The sequence below is a fragment of the Veillonella sp. 20925_1_51 genome, from assembly GCF_041431445.1.
Classification (GTDB): Bacteria; Bacillota; Negativicutes; order Veillonellales; family Veillonellaceae; genus Veillonella; species Veillonella nakazawae.
The window spans coordinates 449,967-475,125 of the sequence record NZ_JAPVXT010000001.1 but is presented as its reverse complement, the minus strand read 5'-3'; the positions used below and the strand labels follow the sequence as shown (position 1 = coordinate 475,125).

Here is a 25,159-nt window from a genome sequence, read left to right as displayed (position 1 = left end):
AGAGATGAAAGGGGGTTACCGTGTGAAACTGTCGAAACGACAAGAACAAATTGCTCAAATCGTTCGTGAAGAAGGGCCTGTAACGGGCAGTGCTATTGCTGAACATTTAGAGGTTACTAGATCTGCATTGCGTTCAGATTTATCGGTGTTAACTATGCTAGGTGTTTTAGATGCACGTCCGAACGTAGGTTATTACTATGTGGGACTTTCAAAAGAAACACAAACGGCGGAGCGATTAAAGTCATTTTTGGTAAGTGATGTATTATCTCAAGCCGTTGTAGTCAATGGGGATACAAGTTTGTATGACACGATTGTTACTATATTTACTGAAGATGTAGGGACTATTCTAGTGTGTGATGATTCCTATTTAGTAGGTGTAGTATCCCGTAAGGACTTGTTGCGTGCCTCTATGGGGCAAACAGATTCGCACACAATGCCTATATCTATGATTATGACCCCTGTGAGCAAGGTTATAACTGTGGAGCCTACCGATACATTAGTAGAGGCTGCACAGAAGATGATAGATTATGAAGTAGATTGTTTGCCTGTCGTCGTTCGCGAGGATGTGGAAAACAAGAAACGCCTAAAGGTTGTAGGCCGTGTATCTAAAACGACGGTAGCGAAAGTATTTTTAGAATGTAGCATACATTGAGGTTGATAGAATGGCAGAAAAAATTATTTATGCAATATCGGACTCCCTTGGGGAGACCGCAGAGGCTGTAGCAAGAGCTACGGCGAGTCAATATGATAAGGAACAAATTGAAATTGTTCGTATTCCTTATATTGATAGTGAAAGCCAAATTGATGAAGTTATAGCAGATGCAAAACGTGGTAATCATGTTATTTGTCATACCATTGTATCTGAGTCTTTGCGCAAATATCTTCATGAAAAAGTAGCAGAATACAATATTCCTGCTGTAGATATTATGGGCCCAGTTCTCGATGCTGTAGGTACTGTTGCATCCACAAAGCCTCGTATGACAGCTGGTATGGTTCATAAGCTTGACCAAGAATACTTCAAAAAGGTAGAAGCCATTGAGTTCGCTGTAAAATATGATGATGGTAAAAATCCATCTGGCTTTGAAAAGGCCGATGTAGTTATTATTGGTGTATCTAGAACAAGTAAGACACCATTGTCTATGTTCTTGGCGTACAAAAAGATTAAAGCTGCCAATTTGCCATTAGTACCTGAGGTACCATTACCAGAGGAATTATTTAAAATTCCAGCAAAAAAAATTGTGGGCCTTATTATTGACCCATTCAAATTAAATAATATTCGTAGTGAACGTTTGCGTGCTATCGGTCTTGAAGACGAAGCAAACTACGCATCTATTGAGCGTATTCAATCTGAATTAGAATATGCAAAAGCTATTATGCGTCGTTTACATTGCCAAGTGCTAGATGTTTCTAATAAATCTATCGAAGAAACAGCATCTCTAGTTATGCAATTGATCGATAAAAACCGTGCATCGGAGGGTAAATGAATATACGGGAACAAATAGAGGAACGGGAGGCTTTACTCCTCTCTCCCTATGCAGCTAAAAGCCGTGATGCCATCCGTGATTTAGAGGAAGCACCCGATCCACTTAGAACTGCCTTTCAACGTGATCGGGACCGCATTATTCACAGTAAATGTTTTAGACGGTTAAAGCATAAGACACAAGTTTATATTGCGCCAGGTGACCATTATCGTACGCGTATGACCCATACTCTTGAGGTAGGACAAATAGGTCGTACAGTGGCTCGTGCGTTGCGACTAAATGAAGATTTAGTAGAAGCTATCGCTATGGGTCATGATGTGGGACATACGCCATTTGGTCATGTTGGAGAATATGCGTTACGTGATATGGTTGGTCACTTTAATCATAATGAACAAAGCTTGCGTATGGTTGAAGTCTTAGAAAAGCATGGAGACCATCAAGGTCTTAATTTAACCACTGCTGTACGTGATGGCATCGTAGGTCATACAGGGGCACATATCCCTGTCACTTTGGAAGGTCAAATTATTCGTATTGTAGACCGCATTGCCTATTTGTGTCATGATTTTGATGATGCACAGCGCGCTGGTATGTTGACGGCTGAGGAATTACCTTTTGAAGTGCGTGAACACTTTGGAATGACTCCTTCTAGTATGATTACCGCTATGGTTGAAGATATGGTGCGAGAGTCTTTAGATAAACCTGTTATTTCTATGTCTAATGATATAGAGATGACCATGAATCTATTCCGTCAATTTATGTTTAAAAATGTCTATTTGGCGCCGGCTTTAATTCCAGACCGAAATAAGGCATCTCATGTGGTGAAAAACTTATTTACTCATTTTATGGAACACCCTAATGATATGGAGGGCTGTGAAAGTACAAGAGAGTTTTATTCTACCCGTGATGTGGTGGATTATGTAGCAGGCTTAACAGATCAATATGCTATTAAGCTATTTAAACAGTATTACATTCCAAATATTACCTTGTAACTTTTAGTAATAGGTACATAGATAACAAAAAAAGCAGTTAGTTCAAATGAACTAACTGCTTTTTTTGGGGCTCTAGAACCCCAAAGAGTACATGTACTTTTTATTTTACGCGCGTGTAATTTTATTAGAACGAAGGCAGCGAGTGCATACGTTTACTTTTTTAGTAGCACCGTCTACAACCGCCCGTACTCTTTGAATGTTCGGTTTCCAAGTTTTTCTTGTGCGAATGTGAGAGTGACTCACGTTCATACCGCTAGATGTGGATTTGCCACATACTTCGCAAAGGTTTGCCATAGTTTCCACCTCCAAGCTTAATCTATAACATAACAAAAGTATATTATCATAAAGAGTAGCGTAAAGCAAGTGTTTTTATCGTACATATTGCTCTTTTTATGAAATATACTACAATATAAGGTATACTATATATCATATTCTATGATATGAGTGGGCTTTTACACAAGGATATACAGAAATTGGATATATCTCATGTGTTTATCGTATATTTAAAGGAGTTTCTATGGATGAACGGTTGACGACCATAAAGGGGATAGGTCCTGGTCGAGAGAAACAATTACATAAGTTGGGAATTACCAATATAACATCCTTGTTAACGTATTTCCCAAGAACCTATGAAGACCGCCGTACGATTTATAGAATTGGTGAATTAAAGTCTGGTATGACAGGTGGCGTGGTTGGGAATGTTATTGCTGTACAAGAAAAACGTCCTCGCCCTCGATTGTCTATTTTAGAAGTAGTCATTGCAGATGGTACAGGTCCTTTAAAGATTGTGCTATTTAACCAAGGGTATAAGAAGAACTTTTACAAAAAAGGGCAGCGCCTATATGCGTATGGTAAAGCAGAATTCCAATATGGGTCTATGCAAATGAATACGCCCCAAATAGAAAACTTAGGAGATGGTGGAGAGCCAGATAGAGGTATCGTTCCCATTTATGCTCTTGCAGATGGGGTATCTCAATTTGTGGTGCGCTCATCGGTACGTAATTGGTTTGCAGCTAATCATGCGTTGCCAGAGATTTTGCCTGCTGAAGTTCGTGAAGCCCATCAATATATGACTCGTTATGATGCATTTAAAATGATGCATTTCCCAGAGTCTTCAGAGCGATATGAAGAGGCGCGTCATCAACTAGCTTATGAGGAGTTATTTGTCATGCAATCTGGACTGGCATTGTTACGAAATAAAGAACAATGTCATAAAGGTCCTAAGATGGGTCCCAATGGGGATTTAATGGCTCAGTGTATAGAAATTTTACCGTTCTCTTTAACAGGTGATCAACAGCGTGCATTAGAGGACATTCGTATCGATATGGAAGATGAACGGCCTATGCAACGATTATTGCAAGGTGATGTAGGTTCCGGTAAAACGGTTGTAGCTACGTTGAGTTTGTTGAAAGCCATCGAGAATGGGTACCAAGGGGCATTAATGGCTCCTACTGAGATATTGGCTGCCCAGCACTATGAAGGTATAGCAGATGTATGTGGTAATTTGGGGATTACCATAGAGCTATTAACGGGCTCTACTACAAAAAAAGAAAAAGAGCGTATCTATGAAGGTTTAGCAGATGGATCAATTAATATGATCATCGGTACTCATGCGCTTATTCAAGAGGACGTAAACTTCTATAATTTAGGCCTTGTTATCATTGATGAACAACATCGCTTTGGTGTAGAGCAACGGGCACGATTGCAACAAAAGGGGACATATCCTCATGTGCTAATCATGACGGCTACACCAATTCCACGAACAATGACATTATCTGTGTATGGTGATTTAGCAGTATCCTTAATCAAAGAAATGCCACCAGGACGCAAACCTGTTAAAACCTATGCTGTAGATAGTTCGTATAAGGAACGATTAAGAACATTCTTTGGCAAGGAGATGGCAGAAGGTCGTCAAGTTTATGTAGTATGCCCACTTGTTGAAGAATCTGAGAAATTAGATTTACAAGCTGCTGAGGAATTGTATCTGGAGTTAAAAGAGTACTTTTACAAGGCTTATGAAGTTGGTCTTGTACACGGGCGCATGAAACCAAGTGAAAAGGATGAAGTGATGAATGCCTTTCATAGGGGAGAGATTTCATTGCTCGTTTCTACTACCGTTATCGAGGTTGGTGTTAATGTGCCTAATGCGACCATTATGTGTATTGAAGGGGCAGAACGTTTTGGCCTATCTCAATTGCATCAGTTACGTGGCCGTGTAGGTCGTGGATCTCATCAATCTTATTGCATTCTTGTGAGTGATTCTAAAAATGATGTGAGCCAAGAGCGATTAAAATTGATGGAACAGACTCAAGATGGCTTTGAACTAGCAGAGCAAGATTTACTGCTTCGTGGTTCTGGTCAATTATTTGGCTTAGCTCAATCAGGATTACCTGATTTACGGGTTGCTAATATAATTAAAGATATTGAAATATTGGTACAGGCTCGCAAGGATGTACTAGAGTTTGCAAGTCAATATGGAATGGAAAAACTTGAATCTGTAATGAAAGAAGAATTAGAAAAAAGATTTGGTGAAAAATTTCTTAGAATATTGTATAATTAAGTGGTAGGAATAATAAGTACATAAGTAGCGATAATATTAGATTTTATCTGGGTTTTTCCCTTGTGTATCTGTTCCTCATACCGTATAATAGAACAAACAAATTTATTTCATTTTCATCTATGGAGGTCAATATGCCACTTATTCATGTAGAGCTCGTTGAAGGGCGCACAAAAGAACAAAAAAAACAATTAGGTGAAGCTATCACTAAAGCTGCGGTTGATATCGTTAATGTACCTGCTGACGCAGTAAAGATTATCTTCGTAGATATGAAAAAAGATGATTATATGGAAGGCGGCATTTTGCGGTCTGAACGCTAAGCTACGACTGACCGCCTAGTCCAGATGGACTAGGCGGGTCGTAGTTTTGTTTTATTATACGGAAAGGAATTAAATATGAGAGACGATAAATTCGGTATGCGTGGATTAACTTTTGATGATGTTTTGTTAGTACCAGCGGCTTCTGATGTACTACCACATCAAGTAGAGTTAAAAACTCAACTAACTCGTGACATTACATTGAATATCCCTATGATTAGTTCTGGGATGGATACGGTTACTGAATCCCGTATGGCTATTGCTATGGCTCGTGAAGGTGGCCTTGGTGTTATCCATAAAAATATGTCTATTGAAGAACAAGCCCATGAAGTTGATAAGGTAAAACGCTCTGAACATGGTGTTATCGTCGATCCTATTTTCTTAAGCCCTCAAAATTTACTATCTGATGCAGCAGAAATTATGGAAAAATATAAAATTTCTGGTGTACCTATCACAGAACATGGTAAACTAGTAGGGATCATTACAAATCGCGATATGCGTTTTGAAACTGATTTAACACGCCAAATCGGAGAATGCATGACAAAGGATTCCCTTGTTACCGCACCAGAAGGTACATCTCTTGAAGAGGCGAAAGCAATTTTAAGTGAACATCGCATTGAAAAATTACCTCTTGTAGATGATGATGGAAACTTAAAAGGATTAATTACTATAAAAGATATTGAAAAAGCGACAAAATATCCAAATTCAGCTAAAGATGGTAGTGGCCGCCTATTAGTTGGTGCTGCTGTTGGTGTGTCTAAAGATTTATATGATCGTCTTGATGCACTTGTATCTGCAAAGGCTGATGTAATCATTGTAGATACAGCACATGGGCATTCTGCAGGCGTACTACGTACATTGAAAGAAATTAAACAAGCCTATCCTCATATTCCTGTTATTGCAGGCAATGTTGCTACTGCAGCTGGTACAGAGGCTCTTATTGAAGCTGGTGCTGATGCTGTTAAGGTTGGTATTGGACCTGGTTCTATTTGTACAACTCGCGTTATTGCAGGTATTGGGGTACCTCAAATTACTGCAGTTTACGAGTCTGCTCAAGTGGGTCGTCGCTATGGCATTCCTATCATCGCTGATGGGGGCATTAAATATTCTGGCGATATTGCTAAGGCTATTGCTGCTGGTGCTAATGTAGTCATGATGGGGAATATTTTAGCTGGTACTGATGAAAGTCCAGGAGAAACAGTGATTTACCAAGGTCGTTCCTATAAAGTATACCGTGGCATGGGTAGTTTAGGTGCTATGAAACTTGGTAGTAAAGATCGTTATTTCCAAACAGAAGCTAAGAAATTAGTTCCTGAAGGTATTGAAGGTCGCGTGCCTTATAAAGGTATGTTGGCTGATACAATTTTCCAAATGGTTGGTGGTTTGCGTGCAAGTATGGGGTATTGCGGATGTCATAACATCCAAGAAATGATTGAGAATACTCAATTCATTCAAATTACAGCGGCTGGTTTAAAAGAAAGTCATCCGCATGATGTAAGCATTACCGTTGAAGCACCAAATTATAGTGGTTGATAATGGAGTATTACATTGAATAAACGTATTTCTGTTTTATCTGTGCCTATCGATTGTGTAACAATGGATGAGGCTGTCCAACGTATTTTACAATTAACTGAAGAGCCGGGACTACATTTAGTAGCTACGGCTAATGCAGAAATGGTTATGTTGGCAAATGAAAATCCTACATTGCACACCATATTGAATAATGCTAGTCTCGTCGTTCCTGACGGGGCTGGCATTTTGTGGGCTGCAGAGCGTCAAGGTGAACATGTTCCTGAACGCGTAACTGGTGTAGACGTAACTAAACGATTATTTAAAGTTGCGGCTGAACGGCAAATTCCTGTATACTGCTTAGGGGCAGCACCTGGTGTTGCTCAACGAGCAATTGATAATTTATCTGCCCAAGTTGGACCGTTAAATATAGCAGGGATTCATGATGGATTTTTCGATAGTACAGAGGAACAAGAAATCGTTAAAGCTATTAGTGAGTCTAAGGCAAAATTAGTCTTTGTTGCCTTAGGCGTACCAAAGCAAGAACAATGGATTTCAGAAAAATTGAGTCACCTAGATGGCGTTGTTGCTATCGGCATAGGTGGTTCCTTTGATGTGTTGGCAGGTAATATTCCTCGGGCTCCAGAATGGATGCAACGCAATCGTCTCGAATGGTTGTATCGATTATATTTAGAACCTCAACGGATTGGCCGCATGTTGGCTATTCCGAAGTTTATGTGGACCGTTATTAGAAATAAATAGAGGAGTGTTGAATCGTGCCTACAGGACCAATAATTAAGGAAGGGTTTCCACTGATAGGGGCTATGCTCATTATTGCGGTGGTATTAGGATTTTTAGGACATTATGTAATTGCGATTATTTCATTTATTCTGGCATTATTTTTCGTCAATTTCTTTAGAAATCCTAAACGTGTAATCCCTCAAGATCCAGATTTAATTTTATCTCCAGCGGATGGTAAAATTATGGATATTTCTGATGTATACGAAGATATTTACTTACATAAAGAGTGTAAAAAAGTAACTATTTTCTTATCTGTTTTTGACGTACATGCTAATCGTGCGCCTATTGATGGTAAAATTACATACCGTCACTACACAATGGGCAGTTTCTTGCCTGCTTTTAAAGATAGTGTAGGTTTTGAAAATGAACGTCATACTATTTGTATTGAAAATGATCGTACTTCCGTTTTGGTAACACAAATTGCAGGCCTTTTAGCGCGTCGTATCGTATCTTGGACAGACCTTGATAGCGTGCTTGAACGCGGCCAATTGTACGGGATGATTAAATTCGGTTCTTGTACTGAAATCTACATGGATAAGGATGTAGAGTTGTTCGTGGAAAAAGGTCAACATATTACAGGTGGAGACACTGTTATCGGGAGGTTGCGTCATGAATAAATCTATTATTCCAAATTTATTTACCAGTGCTAATTTAGCTTTTGGTGTTCTAGGTATCACATTCTCTGCCACAGGGAATACCTTCTATGCTGCTATCTGCGTACTATTATCCTTAGTTGCTGATGGTTTAGATGGTCGTGTAGCGAGAGCTTTAGGTGTGGCAGGACCTATGGGTCGTGAATTAGACTCTTTGTCAGATGTTGTAGGCTTTGGTGTAGCACCAGCTTATATGTTATATATGAAAGAGCTTTATGGTTTGGGATGGATTGCCTATGTACCATTATTAGTATTTGCTGTATTGGGCGCATTCCGTCTTGCTCGTTTTAACATTAAAACCGAAGAAGTTCATGGTTACTTTGAAGGGTTGCCAATTCCAGCTGCAGGTTGCTTGGCGGCTACCTACGTATTGTGTGGTGTAGAGGTTCCTCAATTTGTATTAGTGGTTTGCATGATTGGTGTAGGCTTCTTAATGGTTAGTGAAGTACAATATCCAGACTTCAAAGGTAAAACTGCAATCTATATTAATAAACTTTCCATTGTACTAACTGCTATTTTTGTCATAGCTTGTCTCGTATATGATTGGCATACATGGGCAGTGATGATTTTTGCTGGTTATGTAGTATTTGGCCTTGTTAATGGGGCGTTAAATATAGTGCGTAAATAAGTGTGTGGAGGATAATAGTATGAATTACCTACTGGATCTGATATTGATCCCTATGCAGGTAATAATCGTAATTTATACGGTTTATTATTTTGTGCTCGCCGTAATTGGTATGTGGCGGTCTCGAGTACATAAAAACTATACCCCTAAAAATTCCTTTGCTATCGTTGTATGTGCTCATAATGAGGAAGCAGTGGTTGGTGAGTTAGTAAAAAACTTACGTAGTTTGGACTATCCTGATGAGTTGTACGATATCTTTGTTGTTGCCGATAACTGTACCGATAAGACTGCTGAGGTAGCAAGTGCTGCTGGTGCCAATGTACATGAACGATTCAATAAAGAAGAAGTAGGCAAAGGCTATGCCATGGGGTGGATGTTTGATCGTGTGGAAAAAATGGATCGGAAATATGATGCCTTTCTTATCTTTGATGCCGATAATTTAGTACATCCCCAATTTATGTTAGAAATGAATGATCATCTTGAAAAAGGTGAGTCTGTAATTCAAGGTTATTTGAACTCTAAAAACCCAACAGACTCTTGGGTTGCGGGTACATTTTCCATCATGTTTTGGATGGTTAATCATATGTGGCATTTGGCAAAATACCGCATTGGCTTGTCCACTGCTCTAGGTGGTACTGGTATGTGTATACGTACATCTATCATCCGTGAATATGGCTGGGATTGTAATAGCTTGACTGAGGATATGGAATTCTCTATGAAGCTATTAACACATGGTCTTAAAACTACTTGGGCTCACGATGCCATTGTGTATGATGAAAAAGTTACGACTATGATGGCTTCTTGTAAACAACGTTTACGTTGGGCTCAAGGTCAATTTGACTGTGCGGATCGATATATTCCTAAATTATTTGCCGCAGGTATTAAACAAGGAAATATCGTTATCCTAGATGGCATTTTACAAGTTAGTCAGCCTTATTTTTTATTGTTGACAACTATATATTTAGTATTTTCATATATCAATGCATATGTGCCGATTTATACAAATATTTTGTATCAAATTATGCCGATGTCTGTATGGCAAATTATCGGTATTGGTCAATATTTGTTCCCACTTATTGTGTTGTTAAAAATTAAGGTTCCGCCTAAAATTTGGTTCTACTATTTGTTATATCCAATTTTTGTATACTCTTGGGTTCCTGTAAATATTTTAGGTTGGTTCCGTCGTCATAATAAGGAATGGTCTCATACAGTTCATACGCGTGCTGTTGGTTTGAATGACGTGAAATTAACACGTATGGGCAATATGAATAAGAATAAAAAATAGAATCTGTAGGAGTGACTATGCATATTTTAATGTGTAATGATGATGGTATTTTAGCAGATGGTTTACGCCGTCTTGCATCATACTTAAGTCAATATTATCGAATTACCGTTGTAGCACCTGCGAATGAGCAAAGTGCTAAATCCCATGCATTGACGACTGAGATTCCTTTAAAATTAGACGCGTACAATGGCGAGGATGAAAATCCTCGCCTTTATGCTCTAACGGGAACTCCTTCTGATTGCATGAAGTTTGGCCTTAGTTATTTATTGACTGATGATATGCCTGATCTTGTGATTTCAGGTATTAACCATGGCTTTAATCTGGGCTCAGATGTGCTATATTCTGGTACTGTATCTGCTGCTATGGAAAGTTGTTTTTATGGCATTCCAGGGTTAGCATTGTCTGTGGAACGATATTCTCCTGAACGAGGGGATGAAATGCATCCCTTTATCCATGAATTGATAGAAAAAATTTATGTGAAAGGGAATTTTGATGGCTTATTAAATGTGAACTTTCCGTTACGTGGCGTATGTGATTGGGATCATTTTAAAATGGTTAGTCAAGGTTTACAAACTTATAGCAATATTATTGATGCTCGTATTAACTCAAGAGGGCAGGATTACTATTGGTTGGCAGGCGAGCTAGATTATGGTGCTGAAAGTGTTCCCACTGATGTGGAATATGCTCGTAAAGGCTATATAACAGGTGTAGCTCTTACGTGGAAGCAACAATGTGACATCGGTATGGAAGCGGTTAAAAATATTTTAGATAAAATATAAAAAATGTGTTGACATTGTATTGGGATATCTGTATAATAACAAATGTTCCGAGACGCCGGAGTGGCGGAATGGCAGACGCACTTGACTCAAAATCAAGCGGGTAACACCGTGTGGGTTCAAGTCCCACCTCCGGCACCAACTTTAGGCGGTAAGACTTTTGTCTTACCGCCTATTTTTTATATATTTATATTTATGAATTAATATACGATTATATACATTTTTGTTCGATTGAGGTGATAATATGGATCAAGGTGTGATTGATTATATTGCTAATGTCTTTGATATACCAAAGCTTGCACAACCTGTAAGCGCTGTCCAAATGCCTTTACCGTTAACACGATTGGCCGAGATACCATTAGATATTTCTGTTAATCAGTGCCAAGGCTTTTGTTATAACTCAAAAAAAGATGTATTTGTTCTCGCATGTATAAATGCTGATAATACAAAGCAAATTATTTATGAAATTAATCCCACAACGTTGCAAGTGGTTGCTAAGTATGAATATAGTCAAAAACGTTTATTAGGTCATATGAATACGTTAACCTATAATCCGAATAACAATCGCTACTATACTACTAATGCTGTTGTAGATGGATATATTGTTACGCCTATAGAGGCGGATAGTATGATTGTTGAAGCGCCTATTAAATTGAAAGAAAAGGTATTTAATTTTGCCTTTGATAAAGAGCGTAATGAATATGTGTCGATTGTGCCTTTAACAAATTCTCATCGTACTATTAACTACTATGATTCAAATTTTAATAAGGTAAAAACGTATAAGATTGATGCAGAGCATACCGACTTAAATAATAATGGTGCTTATGCTGCTAATGGTAACACTATTTTTACAACCTTAACAACCTTTGTTTTCGTCGATGATGAAGGTGTAGTAAAGAATATAAGTCCTTATACTTCAGGAATGGAAGTAGAGGATATGGATTACCGTAATGGTCAGATGTACGTGGCGGTTAACCGTAAAGGTAAGGTAGAAATTTACAGTTTAGCCACATTGCCATTCTCTGTAAATGCCTAGATTTTATCTATGTTTTTATTCACTTTAAGAGTGTATAATATAAATGTTAGGGTAATTTAGGAGTTATTATGAAATTAGGGAATGATATTATAGAAATTGACCGCATCCGTCAAGCTTTAGAGAAATCTCAATCATTTCGCGACCGTGTATATACACCTCATGAGATTGATTATTGTGAAAGTCGAAATAAGGGGCGTTACGAGTCTTATGCCGGTATATATGCCGCTAAAGAGGCTTTCATTAAAGCATTAGGTACGGGAATGCGTCATGGATCGTGGCAAGATATAGAAATCGGTCATGATGAATTAGGGGCTCCCTTAATTCGTTTACAAGATACTTTTAAAGATATTTATGAAACATCAGGTTATACGGATACACATGTGTCGATTAGTCATTGCAAAGCATATGCAATGAGTACAGTTATACTTGAAGGAGCATAAGATGCAAATATTAACAACTGAAGATGCTCGATATATAGATCAAGAAGTACCTAAGCAATTAGGTGTCTCTTTAGAAATTTTAATGGAAAATGCAGGACGAGGCATTGTAGATGCTTTGTGGGGACAATATGACTTGTTTTCCTTAGATAATGCACGTTCTATCAATAGTTTTGTACTATTTATCTGTGGTACAGGTAATAATGGGGCAGATGGCCTTGTAGCAGCTCGTCATCTTTTAGAGCAAGGTGTACCTGTACAAATTGCACTAGTAGGTGATACGAGCAAATGTAGCGACCTTTTTGCAGTTCAACTCAAGAGATGTGAAGCAATGGGCTGTATCATTGATATGTTTGATGATTTTAATGATTGGTCAAATGTAGCTATAGTTGTAGAAGGCATTATGGGAACAGGGTTAGCTGGACGTCTTCGAGATACGACAATAGATATATTGCACGTTATTGATACTATGCGTAGTCAATATAATTTTGATTTGTGGGCTATTGATGTACCTGCAGGTGTTGATGCAACTTCTGGTCAAATCTCAGAGGGCACATTGTCTTATGATTATACAGTAACCTTTGGTGCTATAAAACAAGGTCTATTGTTGTATCCTGGCAAGGCTATAGGAGGAACCGTTATTGTTGCCCCTTTAGGAGCTCCTTGGCAGCAAGTATTAATTAATCGTGATAGCACTATAACTATTGATTCGGATTTAGCAAAAACACTAATTAATTATCGAGTTCCAATGGCTCATAAAGGAGTAAATGGAAATACCCTAATTGTTGGTGGCTCTAGTGATATGGTTGGCGCCCCTATGTTGGCTGCAGAAGCTGCTGTTCATAGTGGTGCTGGTAAAGTTACATTATGTGTTCCAGAGATAATTAAACGGGCAGTACAAGGACGTGTCATACCAGAAGTGATGGTTACCTCTATCAATGAAAACCACTCCATTTATGAAGGCCGTCAAGTAGTTGCTATTGGACCCGGTTTGGGACGTACAATAGATATTCCAGATTTAGTAAATCATGTTATTGATTGCTATGAAGGTGCTCTAGTCATTGATGCTGATGCGTTATATGCATTAGGTCATGTGGGATCTGTAGATAAAGATGCATTGCGAGATGGTAAGGTTGAGTCTATATATAAGATGGAACGACAGTTACCATATTGCGTGATGACACCTCATTTAGGTGAATTTAGTAGACTTATTGATTTGCCTATAAAATGGATTGAACGTCACTATATTACATTGGCACGAGCATTTGCTAAGGCTCATCAGGTAGTACTTGTTCTAAAAGGAATTCCTTCTGTTGTGGCGCTACCAGATGGTACAGTATATGTTAATACTATCGGAAACGCTGGTATGGGAACTGGCGGTATGGGGGATGTATTAACCGGAGTCATTGCAGGCTTTATCAGCCAAGGCTATTCCTTACAGGATAGTGCCATTTTAGGGGTCTATGTACATAGCCGCAGTGCAGATATACTAAGTGATACGAAAACTTGGGGATATACACCTAGTGATGTAAGTACTTCTATAGGCTGTGTCATTAGTGAATTATTGGGAGAATAAGAATGACAAATAAAATACAACGCTTTATAGCCTTTTTATTAGTGCTATGTATTCCAATTTTTGCTATTGCAGGATGTACAAATAAAGATGTAGCTAATGCAGCATCTCAGACTAGTTCTAGTACAAATGAAGGCTATTCTATCGATACTAAGCAAACGAACCCTGAAGGCCATCTAGACGTATATATGTTAGATATCGGTCAAGGGGATGCTATACTGCTTAAGGTTGGCGATGAATATAGTATGGTTGATACAGGTGACATAGAGCATCGTGAAAATATTGTAGCTCAGCTAAAATCTATGGGTGTTACGAAGTTAAAAAATATTATCATTACACATCCACATGCTGATCATATGGGTGGCTTCTATGCTATTGCGAAAGCTATGCCCGTTGAACATGTGTATGATGATGGCATTTCTGTTGATAATAATATGTATAAAACCTATGAGAAATGGATTGATAAAAATAAAATTCAACGCTCCACATTGCGTAGTGGAGATGTAGTTGATTTTGGTCACGGTGCTATATTTGTAGTATATGCACCATGGGCGGAACCTTTAACAGATAAAAAAGGGGCGCCAGATCTTAATAATAACTCTATCGTAGGTAAATTAATTTTTGGTAAATTCTCTATGCTCTTTACTGGTGATGCAGAATTACAAGAAGAGAAAAAACTCATAAAAGAGCAGAACTCTAGACTGTTTTCTCGGGTTCTTAAGGTAGGACATCACGGTTCTCGCACAAGTAGCTCTGAAGATTTTTTGAAATCTATTAAACCAGAAAGTGCATTAATTTCAAATGGCATGTATAATAGTTATGGTCATCCTCACGATATAACATTGCGTCGTTTGCAGGAGAACAATATTGCCATTTACCGTACAGATACGATGGGACGTATTCACATTAGTACGGATGGGAATGAATGGCAAATTACAACTGAACGTTAGTATCGATTATATAGCACAAAAAATAATTTTAAGCAACTGATTTTTGTGTTTACTGTATAAAGACTTTATATAGTAATATGTATAATCGGCATACTAATCTTCATGTTTGTATGAAATAATCTATTTATAATCTAACATTAGTTTATGGATAGATTGGAACGATGAGACTTTGATTCACAAAGATATCATCGACTCATCTCTATGGTTTGGACACTACGTATGTCAGTTAGATTGGAGTGAATGTATTGCGTAAACTATTTTTTATGTGCCTTGCTGTCTTGATGGCTTTACCTCTATTCTTGACTCAAGCAAAGGCAGCTAATCTTGAAGATGCTCGATGGGTGACACGAACTGATGCACCTGTACCATATGTTCGTATGGTAATGGATTTATCAGCACCTGTGAAAGCATCTGCATCGATTAGCAAAGATGGGAAAACGACGACTGTTACCTTAAATAACACAAAGCTAAAAACTGCTAAAGCGAATATTAATATGGACTCTAGCATAGCTAGTTCTGCTAGACTTACAGAGGATGGCAGAGATGTGAAGGTAACAATCAAGACACCTTCATCTATCGATACGAGTGATGTAAAGGTATTTTCCCTAAAGAAAGATACGGTTAATAAGAAACCGTATCGCATCGTTGTAGATGTACAGAAAAAAGGTGTGGTAGCTAAACCTGCTTACTATGGTAAACGTCCATCTCCTTCTGCACATCCTGCGAAAAATATGCCCACAGGATCTGGTAAGTATTCTATTAGCGGTGGTTTATCTGGCAAGACAATTACTATTGATCCAGGTCATGGTGGTAGTGACTCTGGTGCCGTTGGACCTCATGGTGTACAAGAGAAAAATATTACACTACCGATTTCTATGTACTTGAAAAAAGCCTTAGAAAATCGTGGCGCTAAAGTGCTTATGACTCGTACTACAGACGTAGACGTATATGGTCCTAATGCAAGCGGTGTTGATGAATTAGGCGCTCGTGTTAATGTAGCGAACCGTAGCAATTCTGATGCGCTCATCAGCGTGCATATTAACGCATTTAACAATCCAAGTGTTGGTGGTATTGCAACATACTACTATGCTAAAACAGGTAATGATGCTCGTTTAGCACAAAAGGTACAATCTCAAATTGCTAGTGTACCAGGATTCAATGGTGACCGTGGCATTCAAGAAGGCAACTTGTATGTATTAAGACATACTAATATGCCTGCCATTCTTGTAGAGCTTGGATTTATTTCCAATCCTAATGAGGAACGTGCATTGCAATCTCCTCAAACACAAGAAGACTTTGCTAATCGCATTGCCAATGGTATTGCTAGTTACTTTGGAGGTTAATCGATGAAATTACGTAAACAAGTTCTGTCGATCCTCTGTGTAGGCTTGCTTGCATTTGTAGCAGGTTGTACACCTAATCAAGCTCCTACAACAGGTAAAAGTGAACCTGTGCAAGAGACGAAAGTCAATAAGGATGCAGAAACAACGAAAGTATCTCAAGAAAAGGTTAAGATGGCCTTCTTTGTTCCAACAGAGGATGGCTCAGGGGTAACACAATCAACCGTTGAGATGGAGGCGGATAAAGTAACGCCTAAAGCCGCTCTTCTAGCGATGTTAAAAGCTGATAGAGCACAAAAATATCCAGTATTCTCTAAGGATATTGAAATCACATCTGTTACTGTAAAGGACGGCATTGCTTCTGTAGAAGTGAATGACGCTTTCGTAAAAGGTAATGGTGGGGATTTAACTGTTAAATTACAAATGGCTGCCATTGTAAATACATTGACATCTTTTGATAATATTAATGGTGTTCTCTTCGTTAATAATGGTAAAAAGGTTCTTACTGTAGGTTCCTTTGATACGAAAGATCCTGTTAAACGGATGACATACCTAATTAAAAAATAATTATATTAGGCTCATTGATAGCAGATAGTTGATATATCAACTATCTGCTATTTTTGTTGTCTTTTATATATGTTACAATACAATATGTATACTAATCGGAAGCCAGGTGATGAGATGCAATTAAAAGAGGTAGGGGAATTTAATTTCATAAGCCACATTCAAAATGATACAATATATGATCCGAGCACTGTAATTACAGGGATTGGTGATGATTGCGCAGTGTATCGTGCTACAGATGAAACAGATCAGCTAATTAGTACAGATACGATGGTGGAAGGTGTTCATTTTAGCTTTCGCTATATGAAACCTTATGATGTAGGCTATCGTCTCATGACAGCTAATTTAAGTGATATTGCTGCTATGGGAGGGGATCCTCGACAAATAGTGTTATCTGTGGCGGCACCTGAATATGTTGATACTGCTATTTTAGATGAAATTTATAGAGGTATTAAAGATCAATGTGCTAGATATCATCTCAATATACTTGGTGGAGATACGGTGCGTACGGAAGGACCTATGGTGTGGACTGTTACCATCATAGGAGAGGTTCCTACTGGCACTGCTATTATGCGTAGTGGTGCGCAAGTTGGCGATATTGTGGGTATTACAAATTATGTAGGTTATGCTTCCACAGGTTTAGGTGCGTTATCCTATAATTTAGATGGCTATACTATGACGAAGGTTGGTCATCAACGACCTGATCCACAAGTTGAATTAGGTCAACAATTGAGACAACTGGGAGTTCATAGTATGAATGATATTAGTGATGGTCTTGGTAGTGAATTAAATGAAATTGCATCGGCTAGTAACGTATCCATTGTTATAGAGGAAAAAGCTATTCCACTTCATGAAGAAACATATGAATTAGCTAAGTATTTACAGACTAATCCAGTGGATTATGCATTATATGGTGGTGAGGATTTTCAACTAGTATTCACGGCTCCTAAAGCATTGATTCCTAAATTAGAGAATTTATCTGGCATTACTATAATCGGTGAAGTTATATCTGGACCATGTCATGTTCAGATGGTAACACCGGATAAAACGATTAAGACCATAGAAGCGAAAGGATATAATCATTTTCATGAATCATAAGGCATATGTTCAATTAGAAACTCATACAGTAGAAGATACACAACGATTTGGACAGTTATTAGGCAGATGGGTCAAACAAAGCGGAGAACCTTTGTGTATTGCTTTAATTGGTGATTTGGGGACAGGAAAAACGCACCTATCCCAAGGCATTGCGAAAGGCTTTGGAGTTACAGAGGAGATTACAAGTCCTACCTTTGCAATCATGAATACTTATGATGTGGATAGAACACATTTATATCATTTTGATGTATATCGTTTGGATGATATAAGCGAGCTTGAAAATATTGGCTTCTACGAATATACAGAGGATTGCGTATCCATTGTGGAATGGGCCGATAAATTCCCAGATGAATTACCAGATGAAACATTATGGATTTATTTGACGCGCATTGATGATACAAGTCGATCTATTACATTAGGTAGTGATTACCTTTCAGAGGGTGATTTAGTAGAAATAGGAGGCCCATATGTGGTTAGGAATTGAGACAAGCTCACTCGTTTCGAGTGTGGCTTTAATGGATGAACATAACCTTATTGGTGAGTTGACTATCCAAGCTGGATTAACTCATTCTGAGCAACTAATACCTCACATTGATATGTTATTGCGTGCCTCTCAAGTAAAAAAGAATGAGTTAAAAGGTATTATCGTTAGTATCGGGCCTGGTTCTTTCACTGGATTGCGTATTGGCATGGGAACTGCAAAAGCAATGGCTTATGCCTTACAAATTCCATTGTATGGTGTGATGACAATGGACAGCTTAGCTCGTAATGTTTCATATACAAATCGTACAATTTGTACTGTTATCGATGCACAGAAAAAGCATGTATATGCTGGTTTATATAGATATGAAAATAACAAACTGGTATGTAAAGAGGAGCCATTTGTTATTGCTGCTAGTGATTTATTAGATAAATTTAGAGAAACAAAGGAAGAGGTCCTATTCTTAGGGGATGGTATTAAGCGAATTGAAAAGCTTTTAGAGGAAAGGGATACTAATTTGACTGTCCTAGATATTTCACAACGTATTCCGAAGGCAAGCTCTTTACTATTAGCAGGTCGTGAATTGGTAGAACGTGAAGAGATATGCAATCCAATGGATATGGTTCCTTACTATATTCGTCGCTCTGAGGCTGAGGTATTGTGGGAAGAACGACATAAGAATAATCCTGAAATGTTAAATCAAAATCCTACTGTGATAGTGACTGAAGCGGCAGGAGCAGAGTAATGGAGATTCGATTAGCGACTATCGATGATGCTCAAGCTATTTATGATATAGAACAGCAGTCCTTTTCTGTTCCATGGAGTTTGGAATCTGTACTTGCTGAACTTGAAGGGGCAGATAATAAATTATATATGGTTATTTGCGAAGACAATCATATTGTTGGTTATGCTGGTGCTTGGCTCGTATATGATGAAGGACAAATAACAAATATTGCCATTATTCCTTCTGCTCGTGGTAAGGGATATGGCTCAGAACTTACTAAACAATTAATAGATGAATGTTTCAAGAGAGGTATGCACGAAATCTTCTTGGAGGTACGCATATCTAATTTGCCTGCCTTAGCAATGTATAGAAATCTTGGGTTTTCTGTTAAAGGGATTCGTAAAGATTATTATTCAGAGCCAAAAGAGGATGCTTATATTATGTCTCTCGTTTCAGAGGAAATAGAATGAGTATTTACACATTAGCCTTGGAAAGTAGCTGTGATGAAACATCAGCCTCTGTCTTAAAGGATGGACGCACTGTTTTATCTAATGTTATTTCTAGCCAAGTGCCGATTCATAGAAAATTTGGTGGCGTTGTGCCAGAAATCGCATCGCGTCACCATATAGAACAAGTTATACCTGTTATAGATCAAGCGCTACGCGATGCGAATGTAACGTTACAAGATATTGACCACATTGGTGTTACCTATGGTCCTGGTCTCGTAGGGGCATTATTGGTAGGTGTAGCTGCTGCAAAGGGATTATCCTTTGCTACAGGCATTCCTTTGGTACCAGTTCACCATATGGAAGGTCATATTTTTGCTAATTTCTTAGCTAATCCAGAATTAGAACCTCCATTTTTGAGCCTCGTTGTATCTGGTGGTCATACTATGCTAGTTCATGTAAAAGGGTACGAAGAGTTTGATATTCTTGGTCAGACTCGTGATGATGCAGCGGGTGAAGCCTTTGATAAAATTGCTCGTGTTATGGGCTTCCCTTACCCAGGTGGCCCTCATATTGATGCACTTGCCCTTGAAGGTAATCCAGATGCGATTGAATTTCCAAAGGCTTTAAGTGAGCCTGGTAATTTTGAATTTAGTTTTAGTGGTTTAAAGTCTGCTGTATTAAACTATTTAAATAGCAAGCAACAAAAGAATGAACCTATTAACCAAGCCGATGTTGCCGCGTCCTTTCAAAAGGCTATTGTTGATGTATTAGTTGAGAAAACGAAAGATGCAGCTCATACATTAGGTGAAACGCGTATTACCATTGCGGGAGGCGTATCTGCTAATAAAGGCTTACAACAAGCCTTAGAGGTTATGTGTAAGAAAGAAGGCTTTACCTATTACAAGCCTCATAAAATTCTGTCCACCGATAATGCTGCTATGATTGGTTGTCGTGCCTATTATATGGCTCAAGCTGGTAAATTTGGCGATTTAACATTGAATGCAAAGCCAAGTGTTGAAATTGGTCATGTATCTTGGAAAGAGGATTAATTGTGGATATCGGTCAAGATATTTTAAATACAACACCATTAGGACCATTACAAACCTCACTACTTGAGCATATTAGTAAACTTATATCCTTTGGCGAGTCATTGACCCGTCAAAGGATACAGATTTTTACGCCTCTTCTAGAAAAATCACAAGGTGATATGCAGCAACGTGCAGATATGCTATGCATTGAACGGAGCGAGCAAGGTGTTATTACTCGACAAATAAAAGGAAATAATACGTGGCATTCTATGATGGGAAATGGTCAACCTCTTATTGGGGTAGAGCATGATCAACGACAACATGTTTTTCCTGTTGTCGACAATGGTGGTCGTATTATTGGGGGGATAGTTTTTACAGTATCTCCGTCTATTAAAAAAAATCAATACGAACAAGAATATATCTTATCTGATACGATGCAACGTCTCATGTTAACTGCTACAGATGAGCAAATACAATCGTATGAGCCAATTTCTTATTTCGATGGTTTAATCATCTTCGATGATTCTCATAGAATTCTCTATGGTAATGAGTCGGCTATACAATTAGTAGATTTGCTTGGATTTGATCGACGACTAGTAGGGTCATCAATTTATAGCAGTACCTTAAAAATTTCAGCCATCCAACAAGTGTTGGATGATAGAACGATATACACTAGTGAAGAAATCTATCAAGATATGGTAATTCGTCAGCATATGATTCCTATTGCTATGGGACGCAATGAAACACGTTGTTTCCTCGTGCTTCACGATTGTACCCGTGAAAGTAAGCAGCAACAAGAATTGCTGGTAAAGAATTCTATTATCAAAGAGGTTCATCACCGTGTAAAAAACAATTTACAAACTGTAGCGGGATTACTACGTATGGAAGCAAGACGTTCTAGTCTGCCAGAAGTTAAACAAGCCTTACAAGAGGGAATCAATCGTATTGAAAGTATGGCTTTGGTTCACGATATTGTGTCCCATTATGATGAGGATTATATTGGTATCCGATCAATCTATGACGAGTTATGTCGTTTGTTGCGCATGAGTATGATCAGACAAGACCAAGAGGTTACCTTTACCTATAGTGGAGAAGATATATTGATTTCCTCTCATATGGCAAGTTATGTATCCCTCATAACTAATGAATTAATTACTAATAGCCTTGAACATGGTTTAGATGGTAAAGCAGGGGAGATTCGTCTAGCTGTTTCGGAATTAGAGGAATATATTGTATTAGATTTTTCTGATACGGGAAAAGGATTACCTCAAGATTTCTCTATTAACTCGAATAAGCGTTTAGGATTAACTATCATTAATAATTTAGTTACCCATGAGTTAAAAGGGCGTCTATCTGTTAAAAATACTGATGCCGGTGTTCTAGTGACAATACATATGAAGAAGGAGAAGTAAATGCGCGTTTTAATAGTGGATGATGAATCCCTTATACGTATGGATCTACGCGATATTATTGAATCCTCTGGTCATGAAGTTGTGGCAGAAGGGACTAATGGTGTTGAAGCCATCAAGCTTTGCAAAGAATATAAACCTGATATTGTTCTAATGGATGTAAAAATGCCAGAATTAGATGGCATCGAAGCAGCACGACAAATTGGCTTTCACCATGAAGCACCTGTAGTTCTATTAACAAGTTATAGTCAACAGGATTTAATAAATAAGGCTAGAGAATCTGGCGTATATGGATATTTAATTAAGCCTGTTCGTGAAGAACAATTGGTTCCAACCTTAGAAATGGCATTAGGGCGTTATCATAGTGATGCTGAGCTACGCGAAAAAATGGCTGAATTAGAACAATCATTAGAGGATCGTAAAATCATTCAAAAAGGAACCGGTATATTGATGGAGCTATACTCTATATCAGAAGAGGAAGCCTATAATCGTATTCGCGCCCTAAGTATGAAGAAACGAGATAGTATTGTTAATATCTGTAAAGCATTAATTAATCAAGTTTCAAAATAGATACAAAGACTAGTATAAGAATCAAAACTTATACTAGTCTTTTGTGTCTAATATCAAATAAAAGCTAAAAAGTCAAAAAATCAAAATTTCTGCTTGCATTTATTTTGACATAGGTTATAATAATACATGTGATTAGCACTCGGTAACTTAGAGTGCTAATAAATTGTAAATAATAACTAGTAAATAAGGAGTGACATCATATGTTAAAACCATTAGCTGACCGCGTTCTTATCCGTTTAGAAGCAAAAGAAGAAAAAACTAAAAGTGGTATTTTCCTTCCTGATACAGCAAAAGAAAAACCTCAAGAAGGTGTAGTAGTAGCTGTAGGTGCTGGTAAAGTTTATGACAATGGTCAACGTGTAGCTCCAGAAGTTAAAGTTGGCGATACTGTTATGTTCGCAAAATACGCTGGTAGCGAATTAGAAATCGATGGCGCTACTCATTTGATCATTAGCGAACGCGATATCTTAGCAGTACTATAATAGCTAATTTATAGCTGTATAGAGCTAAACCTACTATTGATACATTCTATATTGCCTACGGGCATATACATTCCCTTACATTAGATACTGTTATTATCTAGGAGGTAATACATATGGCAAAAGAAATCTTGTTTAATGAAGAAGCTCGTCGCGCTTTAGGTCGTGGCGTTGATCAATTGGCAAACGCTGTAAAAGTTACATTGGGACCAAAAGGTCGTAATGTTGTATTGGATAAAAAATTCGGTTCCCCAACAATCACAAATGATGGTGTAACTATTGCTCGTGATATCGAACTTCCAGATCCATTTGAAAACATGGGCGCTCAATTAGTTAAAGAAGTTGCTACTAAAACTAATGACGTAGCAGGTGATGGTACTACTACTGCAACAGTATTGGCACAAGCTATGATCCAAGAAGGTATGCGCAACGTAGCAGCTGGTGCTAACCCAATGATCTTGAAAAAAGGTATTGAAACAGCAGTTAAAACTTTGGTTGAAGAAATTAAAAAACGTTCCATTAAAGTTTCTGGTAAAGCTGAAATCGCTCAAGTTGCAAGTGTATCCGCAGCGGACGAAGAAATCGGTGGCTTAATTGCTGAAGCTATGGAAAAAGTAGGTAACGACGGCGTTATCACTGTAGAAGAATCCAAAGGCTTGCAAACTGCATTAAACGTAGTAGAAGGTATGCAATTTGACCGTGGTTACATTTCCCCATACATGGTAACTGATCCTGACCGTATGGAAGCTGTAATGGATAACCCATATATCTTGATTACTGACCGTAAAATCAGTGCTATTGCTGATATGTTGCCAACACTTGAAAAAGTGGTAAAAGTAGGTAAAGAACTTCTTATCATCGCTGAAGATGTAGAAGGTGAAGCATTGGCTACATTGGTAGTAAACCGCTTGCGTGGTACTTTCAAAGCAGTAGCTGTAAAAGCTCCTGGCTTCGGTGACCGTCGTAAAGCTATGCTTGAAGATATTGCTATTTTGACTGGTGGTACTGTAATTACTGAAGATATGGGCCGCAAACTTGATTCTGTAGAACTTACTGATCTTGGTACAGCTCGTCAAGTTCGTATCACTAAAGATGAAACTACAATCATCGATGGTGTAGGCGATAAAGACGTAATCGCTAAACGTGTAAGCCAAATCCGTGCACAAGTAGAAGAAACAACTTCCGAATTCGACCGTGAAAAATTACAAGAACGTCTTGCAAAATTATCCGGTGGTGTTGCAGTTATCGAAGTAGGTGCTGCTACAGAAGTTGAAATGAAAGATAAAAAACTTCGTATCGAAGACGCATTGAACGCAACTCGTGCAGCTGTTGAAGAAGGTATCGTAGCTGGTGGTGGTACTACATTCATCGATATCATCCCTGCATTGAACACATTGGAAGAAACTGGCGACGTTCAAACTGGTATTAACCTTGTTAAACGTGCAGTAGAAGAACCTCTTCGTCAAATCGCTTACAATGCTGGTCTTGAAGGTTCCGTTGTAGTAGAAAAAGTTAAAAATACAGAAGCTGGTGTTGGTTTCAACGCATTGACTGAAGAATATATCGACATGGTTAAAGCTGGTATCGTGGACCCTGCTAAAGTAACACGTTCTGCACTTCAAAATGCTGCATCCATTGCATCTCTTGTATTGACTACTGAAACAATCGTAGCTGATAAAGTAGAAGAAAATGCTGCAGCACCTGCAATGCCTCCAATGGGTGGCATGGGCGGTATGATGTAATCAACTGCTTAGAGCATAATCTATAAAATTTAGAATAATCCTAATGAATTAGGAACTATATGTTCACTTTTTCATTAGGATTATTTTGTATTTATCTAAATTAGCAATGGTATTTTACAATACATATGATATAGACAGTACAAATAGTATAAATCGTATAAATAGCAGACGATTTTTCTTTATGCTTATGATTTGAATTAGACTAACATATGAGGTTTATCAAATCGATAAAATTGATTTTGTATACCACATATGTTATAATTCTATAGAATTTAATATTGAGTCT

27 protein-coding genes and 1 tRNA gene are annotated in these 25,159 nt (G+C 38.1%); 27 read left to right on the top strand and 1 reads right to left on the bottom strand.

Features of this window, described 5'->3' with window-relative positions; all coding sequences use genetic code 11:
• Positions 1–22 precede the first annotated feature (22 nt).
• Genes O3607_RS02245 through O3607_RS02235 form a run of 3 tightly spaced genes read left to right on the top strand, consistent with a single transcriptional unit; the run spans position 23 to position 2,470 of the window.
• Complete coding sequence (locus O3607_RS02245; protein WP_174683254.1) at positions 23–652, top strand: helix-turn-helix transcriptional regulator; 630 nt, start codon at positions 23–25, stop codon at positions 650–652.
• A gap of 10 nt (positions 653–662) precedes the next feature.
• On the top strand, positions 663–1,484 hold the full coding sequence (locus O3607_RS02240) for a pyruvate, water dikinase regulatory protein (RefSeq protein WP_119206210.1): 822 nt from the start codon (positions 663–665) through the stop codon (positions 1,482–1,484).
• Positions 1,481–2,470: a deoxyguanosinetriphosphate triphosphohydrolase gene (locus O3607_RS02235; RefSeq protein ID WP_371443238.1), complete on the top strand. Its 990-nt coding sequence runs from the start codon at positions 1,481–1,483 to the stop codon at positions 2,468–2,470. The genes O3607_RS02240 and O3607_RS02235 overlap by 4 nt, the downstream gene beginning before the upstream one ends.
• 105 nt (positions 2,471–2,575) lie before the next feature.
• Here the strand turns inward: O3607_RS02235 and rpmB are convergent, their stop codons facing one another.
• A complete protein-coding gene (rpmB, locus tag O3607_RS02230; protein ID WP_005386334.1) occupies positions 2,576–2,764 on the bottom strand; it encodes a 50S ribosomal protein L28 in 189 nt (62 codons plus the stop codon).
• Between the two features lie 223 nt (positions 2,765–2,987).
• Here rpmB and recG point away from each other — a divergent pair, with 223 nt between their 5' ends.
• The 24 genes from recG (at position 2,988) to groL (ending at position 24,873) form a co-directional block, all read left to right on the top strand.
• The gene (recG, locus tag O3607_RS02225; RefSeq protein ID WP_285365668.1) at positions 2,988–5,030 is read left to right on the top strand and encodes an ATP-dependent DNA helicase RecG; all 2,043 of its coding nucleotides are present in this window, start codon (positions 2,988–2,990) and stop codon (positions 5,028–5,030) included.
• A gap of 131 nt (positions 5,031–5,161) precedes the next feature.
• Complete coding sequence (locus O3607_RS02220; RefSeq protein ID WP_060924254.1) at positions 5,162–5,347, top strand: 4-oxalocrotonate tautomerase; 186 nt, start codon at positions 5,162–5,164, stop codon at positions 5,345–5,347.
• A gap of 75 nt (positions 5,348–5,422) precedes the next feature.
• Positions 5,423–6,877 carry an IMP dehydrogenase gene (gene guaB / locus O3607_RS02215; protein ID WP_105093864.1) on the top strand — a complete coding sequence of 485 codons (1,455 nt, stop codon included), beginning with the start codon at positions 5,423–5,425 and terminating at the stop codon, positions 6,875–6,877.
• Between the two features lie 15 nt (positions 6,878–6,892).
• Positions 6,893–7,615, top strand: a complete 723-nt coding sequence (locus O3607_RS02210) for a WecB/TagA/CpsF family glycosyltransferase (RefSeq protein ID WP_060924256.1) — start codon at positions 6,893–6,895, stop codon at positions 7,613–7,615.
• A 14-nt stretch (positions 7,616–7,629) separates the two neighbouring features.
• Entirely contained in the window at positions 7,630–8,271 is a 642-nt protein-coding gene (locus O3607_RS02205) for a phosphatidylserine decarboxylase family protein (RefSeq protein WP_060924257.1), read from the top strand.
• On the top strand, positions 8,264–8,935 hold the full coding sequence (gene pssA, locus O3607_RS02200) for a CDP-diacylglycerol--serine O-phosphatidyltransferase (RefSeq protein ID WP_155086697.1): 672 nt from the start codon (positions 8,264–8,266) through the stop codon (positions 8,933–8,935). The genes O3607_RS02205 and pssA overlap by 8 nt, the downstream gene beginning before the upstream one ends.
• A 19-nt stretch (positions 8,936–8,954) precedes the next feature.
• Positions 8,955–10,217: a glycosyltransferase family 2 protein gene (locus tag O3607_RS02195; RefSeq protein ID WP_105085711.1), complete on the top strand. Its 1,263-nt coding sequence runs from the start codon at positions 8,955–8,957 to the stop codon at positions 10,215–10,217.
• A 17-nt stretch (positions 10,218–10,234) separates the two neighbouring features.
• Entirely contained in the window at positions 10,235–10,996 is a 762-nt protein-coding gene (gene surE, locus O3607_RS02190) for a 5'/3'-nucleotidase SurE (protein ID WP_316062169.1), read from the top strand.
• A gap of 54 nt (positions 10,997–11,050) precedes the next feature.
• A tRNA-Leu gene (locus O3607_RS02185) sits at positions 11,051–11,134 on the top strand.
• A 103-nt stretch (positions 11,135–11,237) separates the two neighbouring features.
• Positions 11,238–12,029, top strand: coding sequence for a hypothetical protein (locus O3607_RS02180; RefSeq protein WP_285365669.1), 792 nt, complete (start codon positions 11,238–11,240; stop codon positions 12,027–12,029).
• Between the two features lie 68 nt (positions 12,030–12,097).
• Positions 12,098–12,469: a holo-ACP synthase gene (acpS, locus tag O3607_RS02175; RefSeq protein WP_295199666.1), complete on the top strand. Its 372-nt coding sequence runs from the start codon at positions 12,098–12,100 to the stop codon at positions 12,467–12,469.
• Between the two features lies 1 nt (position 12,470).
• Positions 12,471–14,042, top strand: coding sequence for an NAD(P)H-hydrate dehydratase (locus tag O3607_RS02170; RefSeq protein ID WP_371443237.1), 1,572 nt, complete (start codon positions 12,471–12,473; stop codon positions 14,040–14,042).
• Positions 14,043–14,044: 2 nt separating this feature from the next.
• A complete protein-coding gene (locus tag O3607_RS02165) occupies positions 14,045–14,989 on the top strand; it encodes a ComEC/Rec2 family competence protein (protein WP_371443236.1) in 945 nt (314 codons plus the stop codon).
• 245 nt (positions 14,990–15,234) lie between these two features.
• Positions 15,235–16,332: an N-acetylmuramoyl-L-alanine amidase gene (locus tag O3607_RS02160; RefSeq protein ID WP_119206219.1), complete on the top strand. Its 1,098-nt coding sequence runs from the start codon at positions 15,235–15,237 to the stop codon at positions 16,330–16,332.
• Between the two features lie 3 nt (positions 16,333–16,335).
• Positions 16,336–16,896: a GerMN domain-containing protein gene (locus tag O3607_RS02155; protein ID WP_371443235.1), complete on the top strand. Its 561-nt coding sequence runs from the start codon at positions 16,336–16,338 to the stop codon at positions 16,894–16,896.
• A gap of 114 nt (positions 16,897–17,010) precedes the next feature.
• Positions 17,011–17,991: a thiamine-phosphate kinase gene (thiL, locus tag O3607_RS02150; RefSeq protein ID WP_371443234.1), complete on the top strand. Its 981-nt coding sequence runs from the start codon at positions 17,011–17,013 to the stop codon at positions 17,989–17,991.
• Entirely contained in the window at positions 17,981–18,475 is a 495-nt protein-coding gene (tsaE, locus tag O3607_RS02145; protein ID WP_285365673.1) for a tRNA (adenosine(37)-N6)-threonylcarbamoyltransferase complex ATPase subunit type 1 TsaE, read from the top strand. Before thiL ends, tsaE begins: the two co-directional genes overlap by 11 nt.
• Complete coding sequence (gene tsaB / locus O3607_RS02140; protein WP_316119479.1) at positions 18,459–19,217, top strand: tRNA (adenosine(37)-N6)-threonylcarbamoyltransferase complex dimerization subunit type 1 TsaB; 759 nt, start codon at positions 18,459–18,461, stop codon at positions 19,215–19,217. The genes tsaE and tsaB overlap by 17 nt, the downstream gene beginning before the upstream one ends.
• A complete protein-coding gene (rimI, locus tag O3607_RS02135; RefSeq protein ID WP_285365675.1) occupies positions 19,217–19,666 on the top strand; it encodes a ribosomal protein S18-alanine N-acetyltransferase in 450 nt (149 codons plus the stop codon). The genes tsaB and rimI overlap by 1 nt, the downstream gene beginning before the upstream one ends.
• Positions 19,663–20,694, top strand: coding sequence for a tRNA (adenosine(37)-N6)-threonylcarbamoyltransferase complex transferase subunit TsaD (gene tsaD, locus O3607_RS02130; RefSeq protein WP_119206225.1), 1,032 nt, complete (start codon positions 19,663–19,665; stop codon positions 20,692–20,694). Before rimI ends, tsaD begins: the two co-directional genes overlap by 4 nt.
• 2 nt (positions 20,695–20,696) lie before the next feature.
• Positions 20,697–22,085, top strand: coding sequence for a sensor histidine kinase (locus O3607_RS02125; protein WP_257846472.1), 1,389 nt, complete (start codon positions 20,697–20,699; stop codon positions 22,083–22,085).
• Complete coding sequence (locus O3607_RS02120; RefSeq protein ID WP_119208027.1) at positions 22,086–22,652, top strand: ANTAR domain-containing response regulator; 567 nt, start codon at positions 22,086–22,088, stop codon at positions 22,650–22,652.
• A 200-nt stretch (positions 22,653–22,852) separates the two neighbouring features.
• Positions 22,853–23,134 carry a co-chaperone GroES gene (groES, locus tag O3607_RS02115; RefSeq protein WP_004696047.1) on the top strand — a complete coding sequence of 94 codons (282 nt, stop codon included), beginning with the start codon at positions 22,853–22,855 and terminating at the stop codon, positions 23,132–23,134.
• A 113-nt stretch (positions 23,135–23,247) separates the two neighbouring features.
• Positions 23,248–24,873, top strand: a complete 1,626-nt coding sequence (groL, locus tag O3607_RS02110; protein ID WP_024066582.1) for a chaperonin GroEL — start codon at positions 23,248–23,250, stop codon at positions 24,871–24,873.
• The last annotated feature ends 286 nt before the right edge of the window (positions 24,874–25,159 follow it).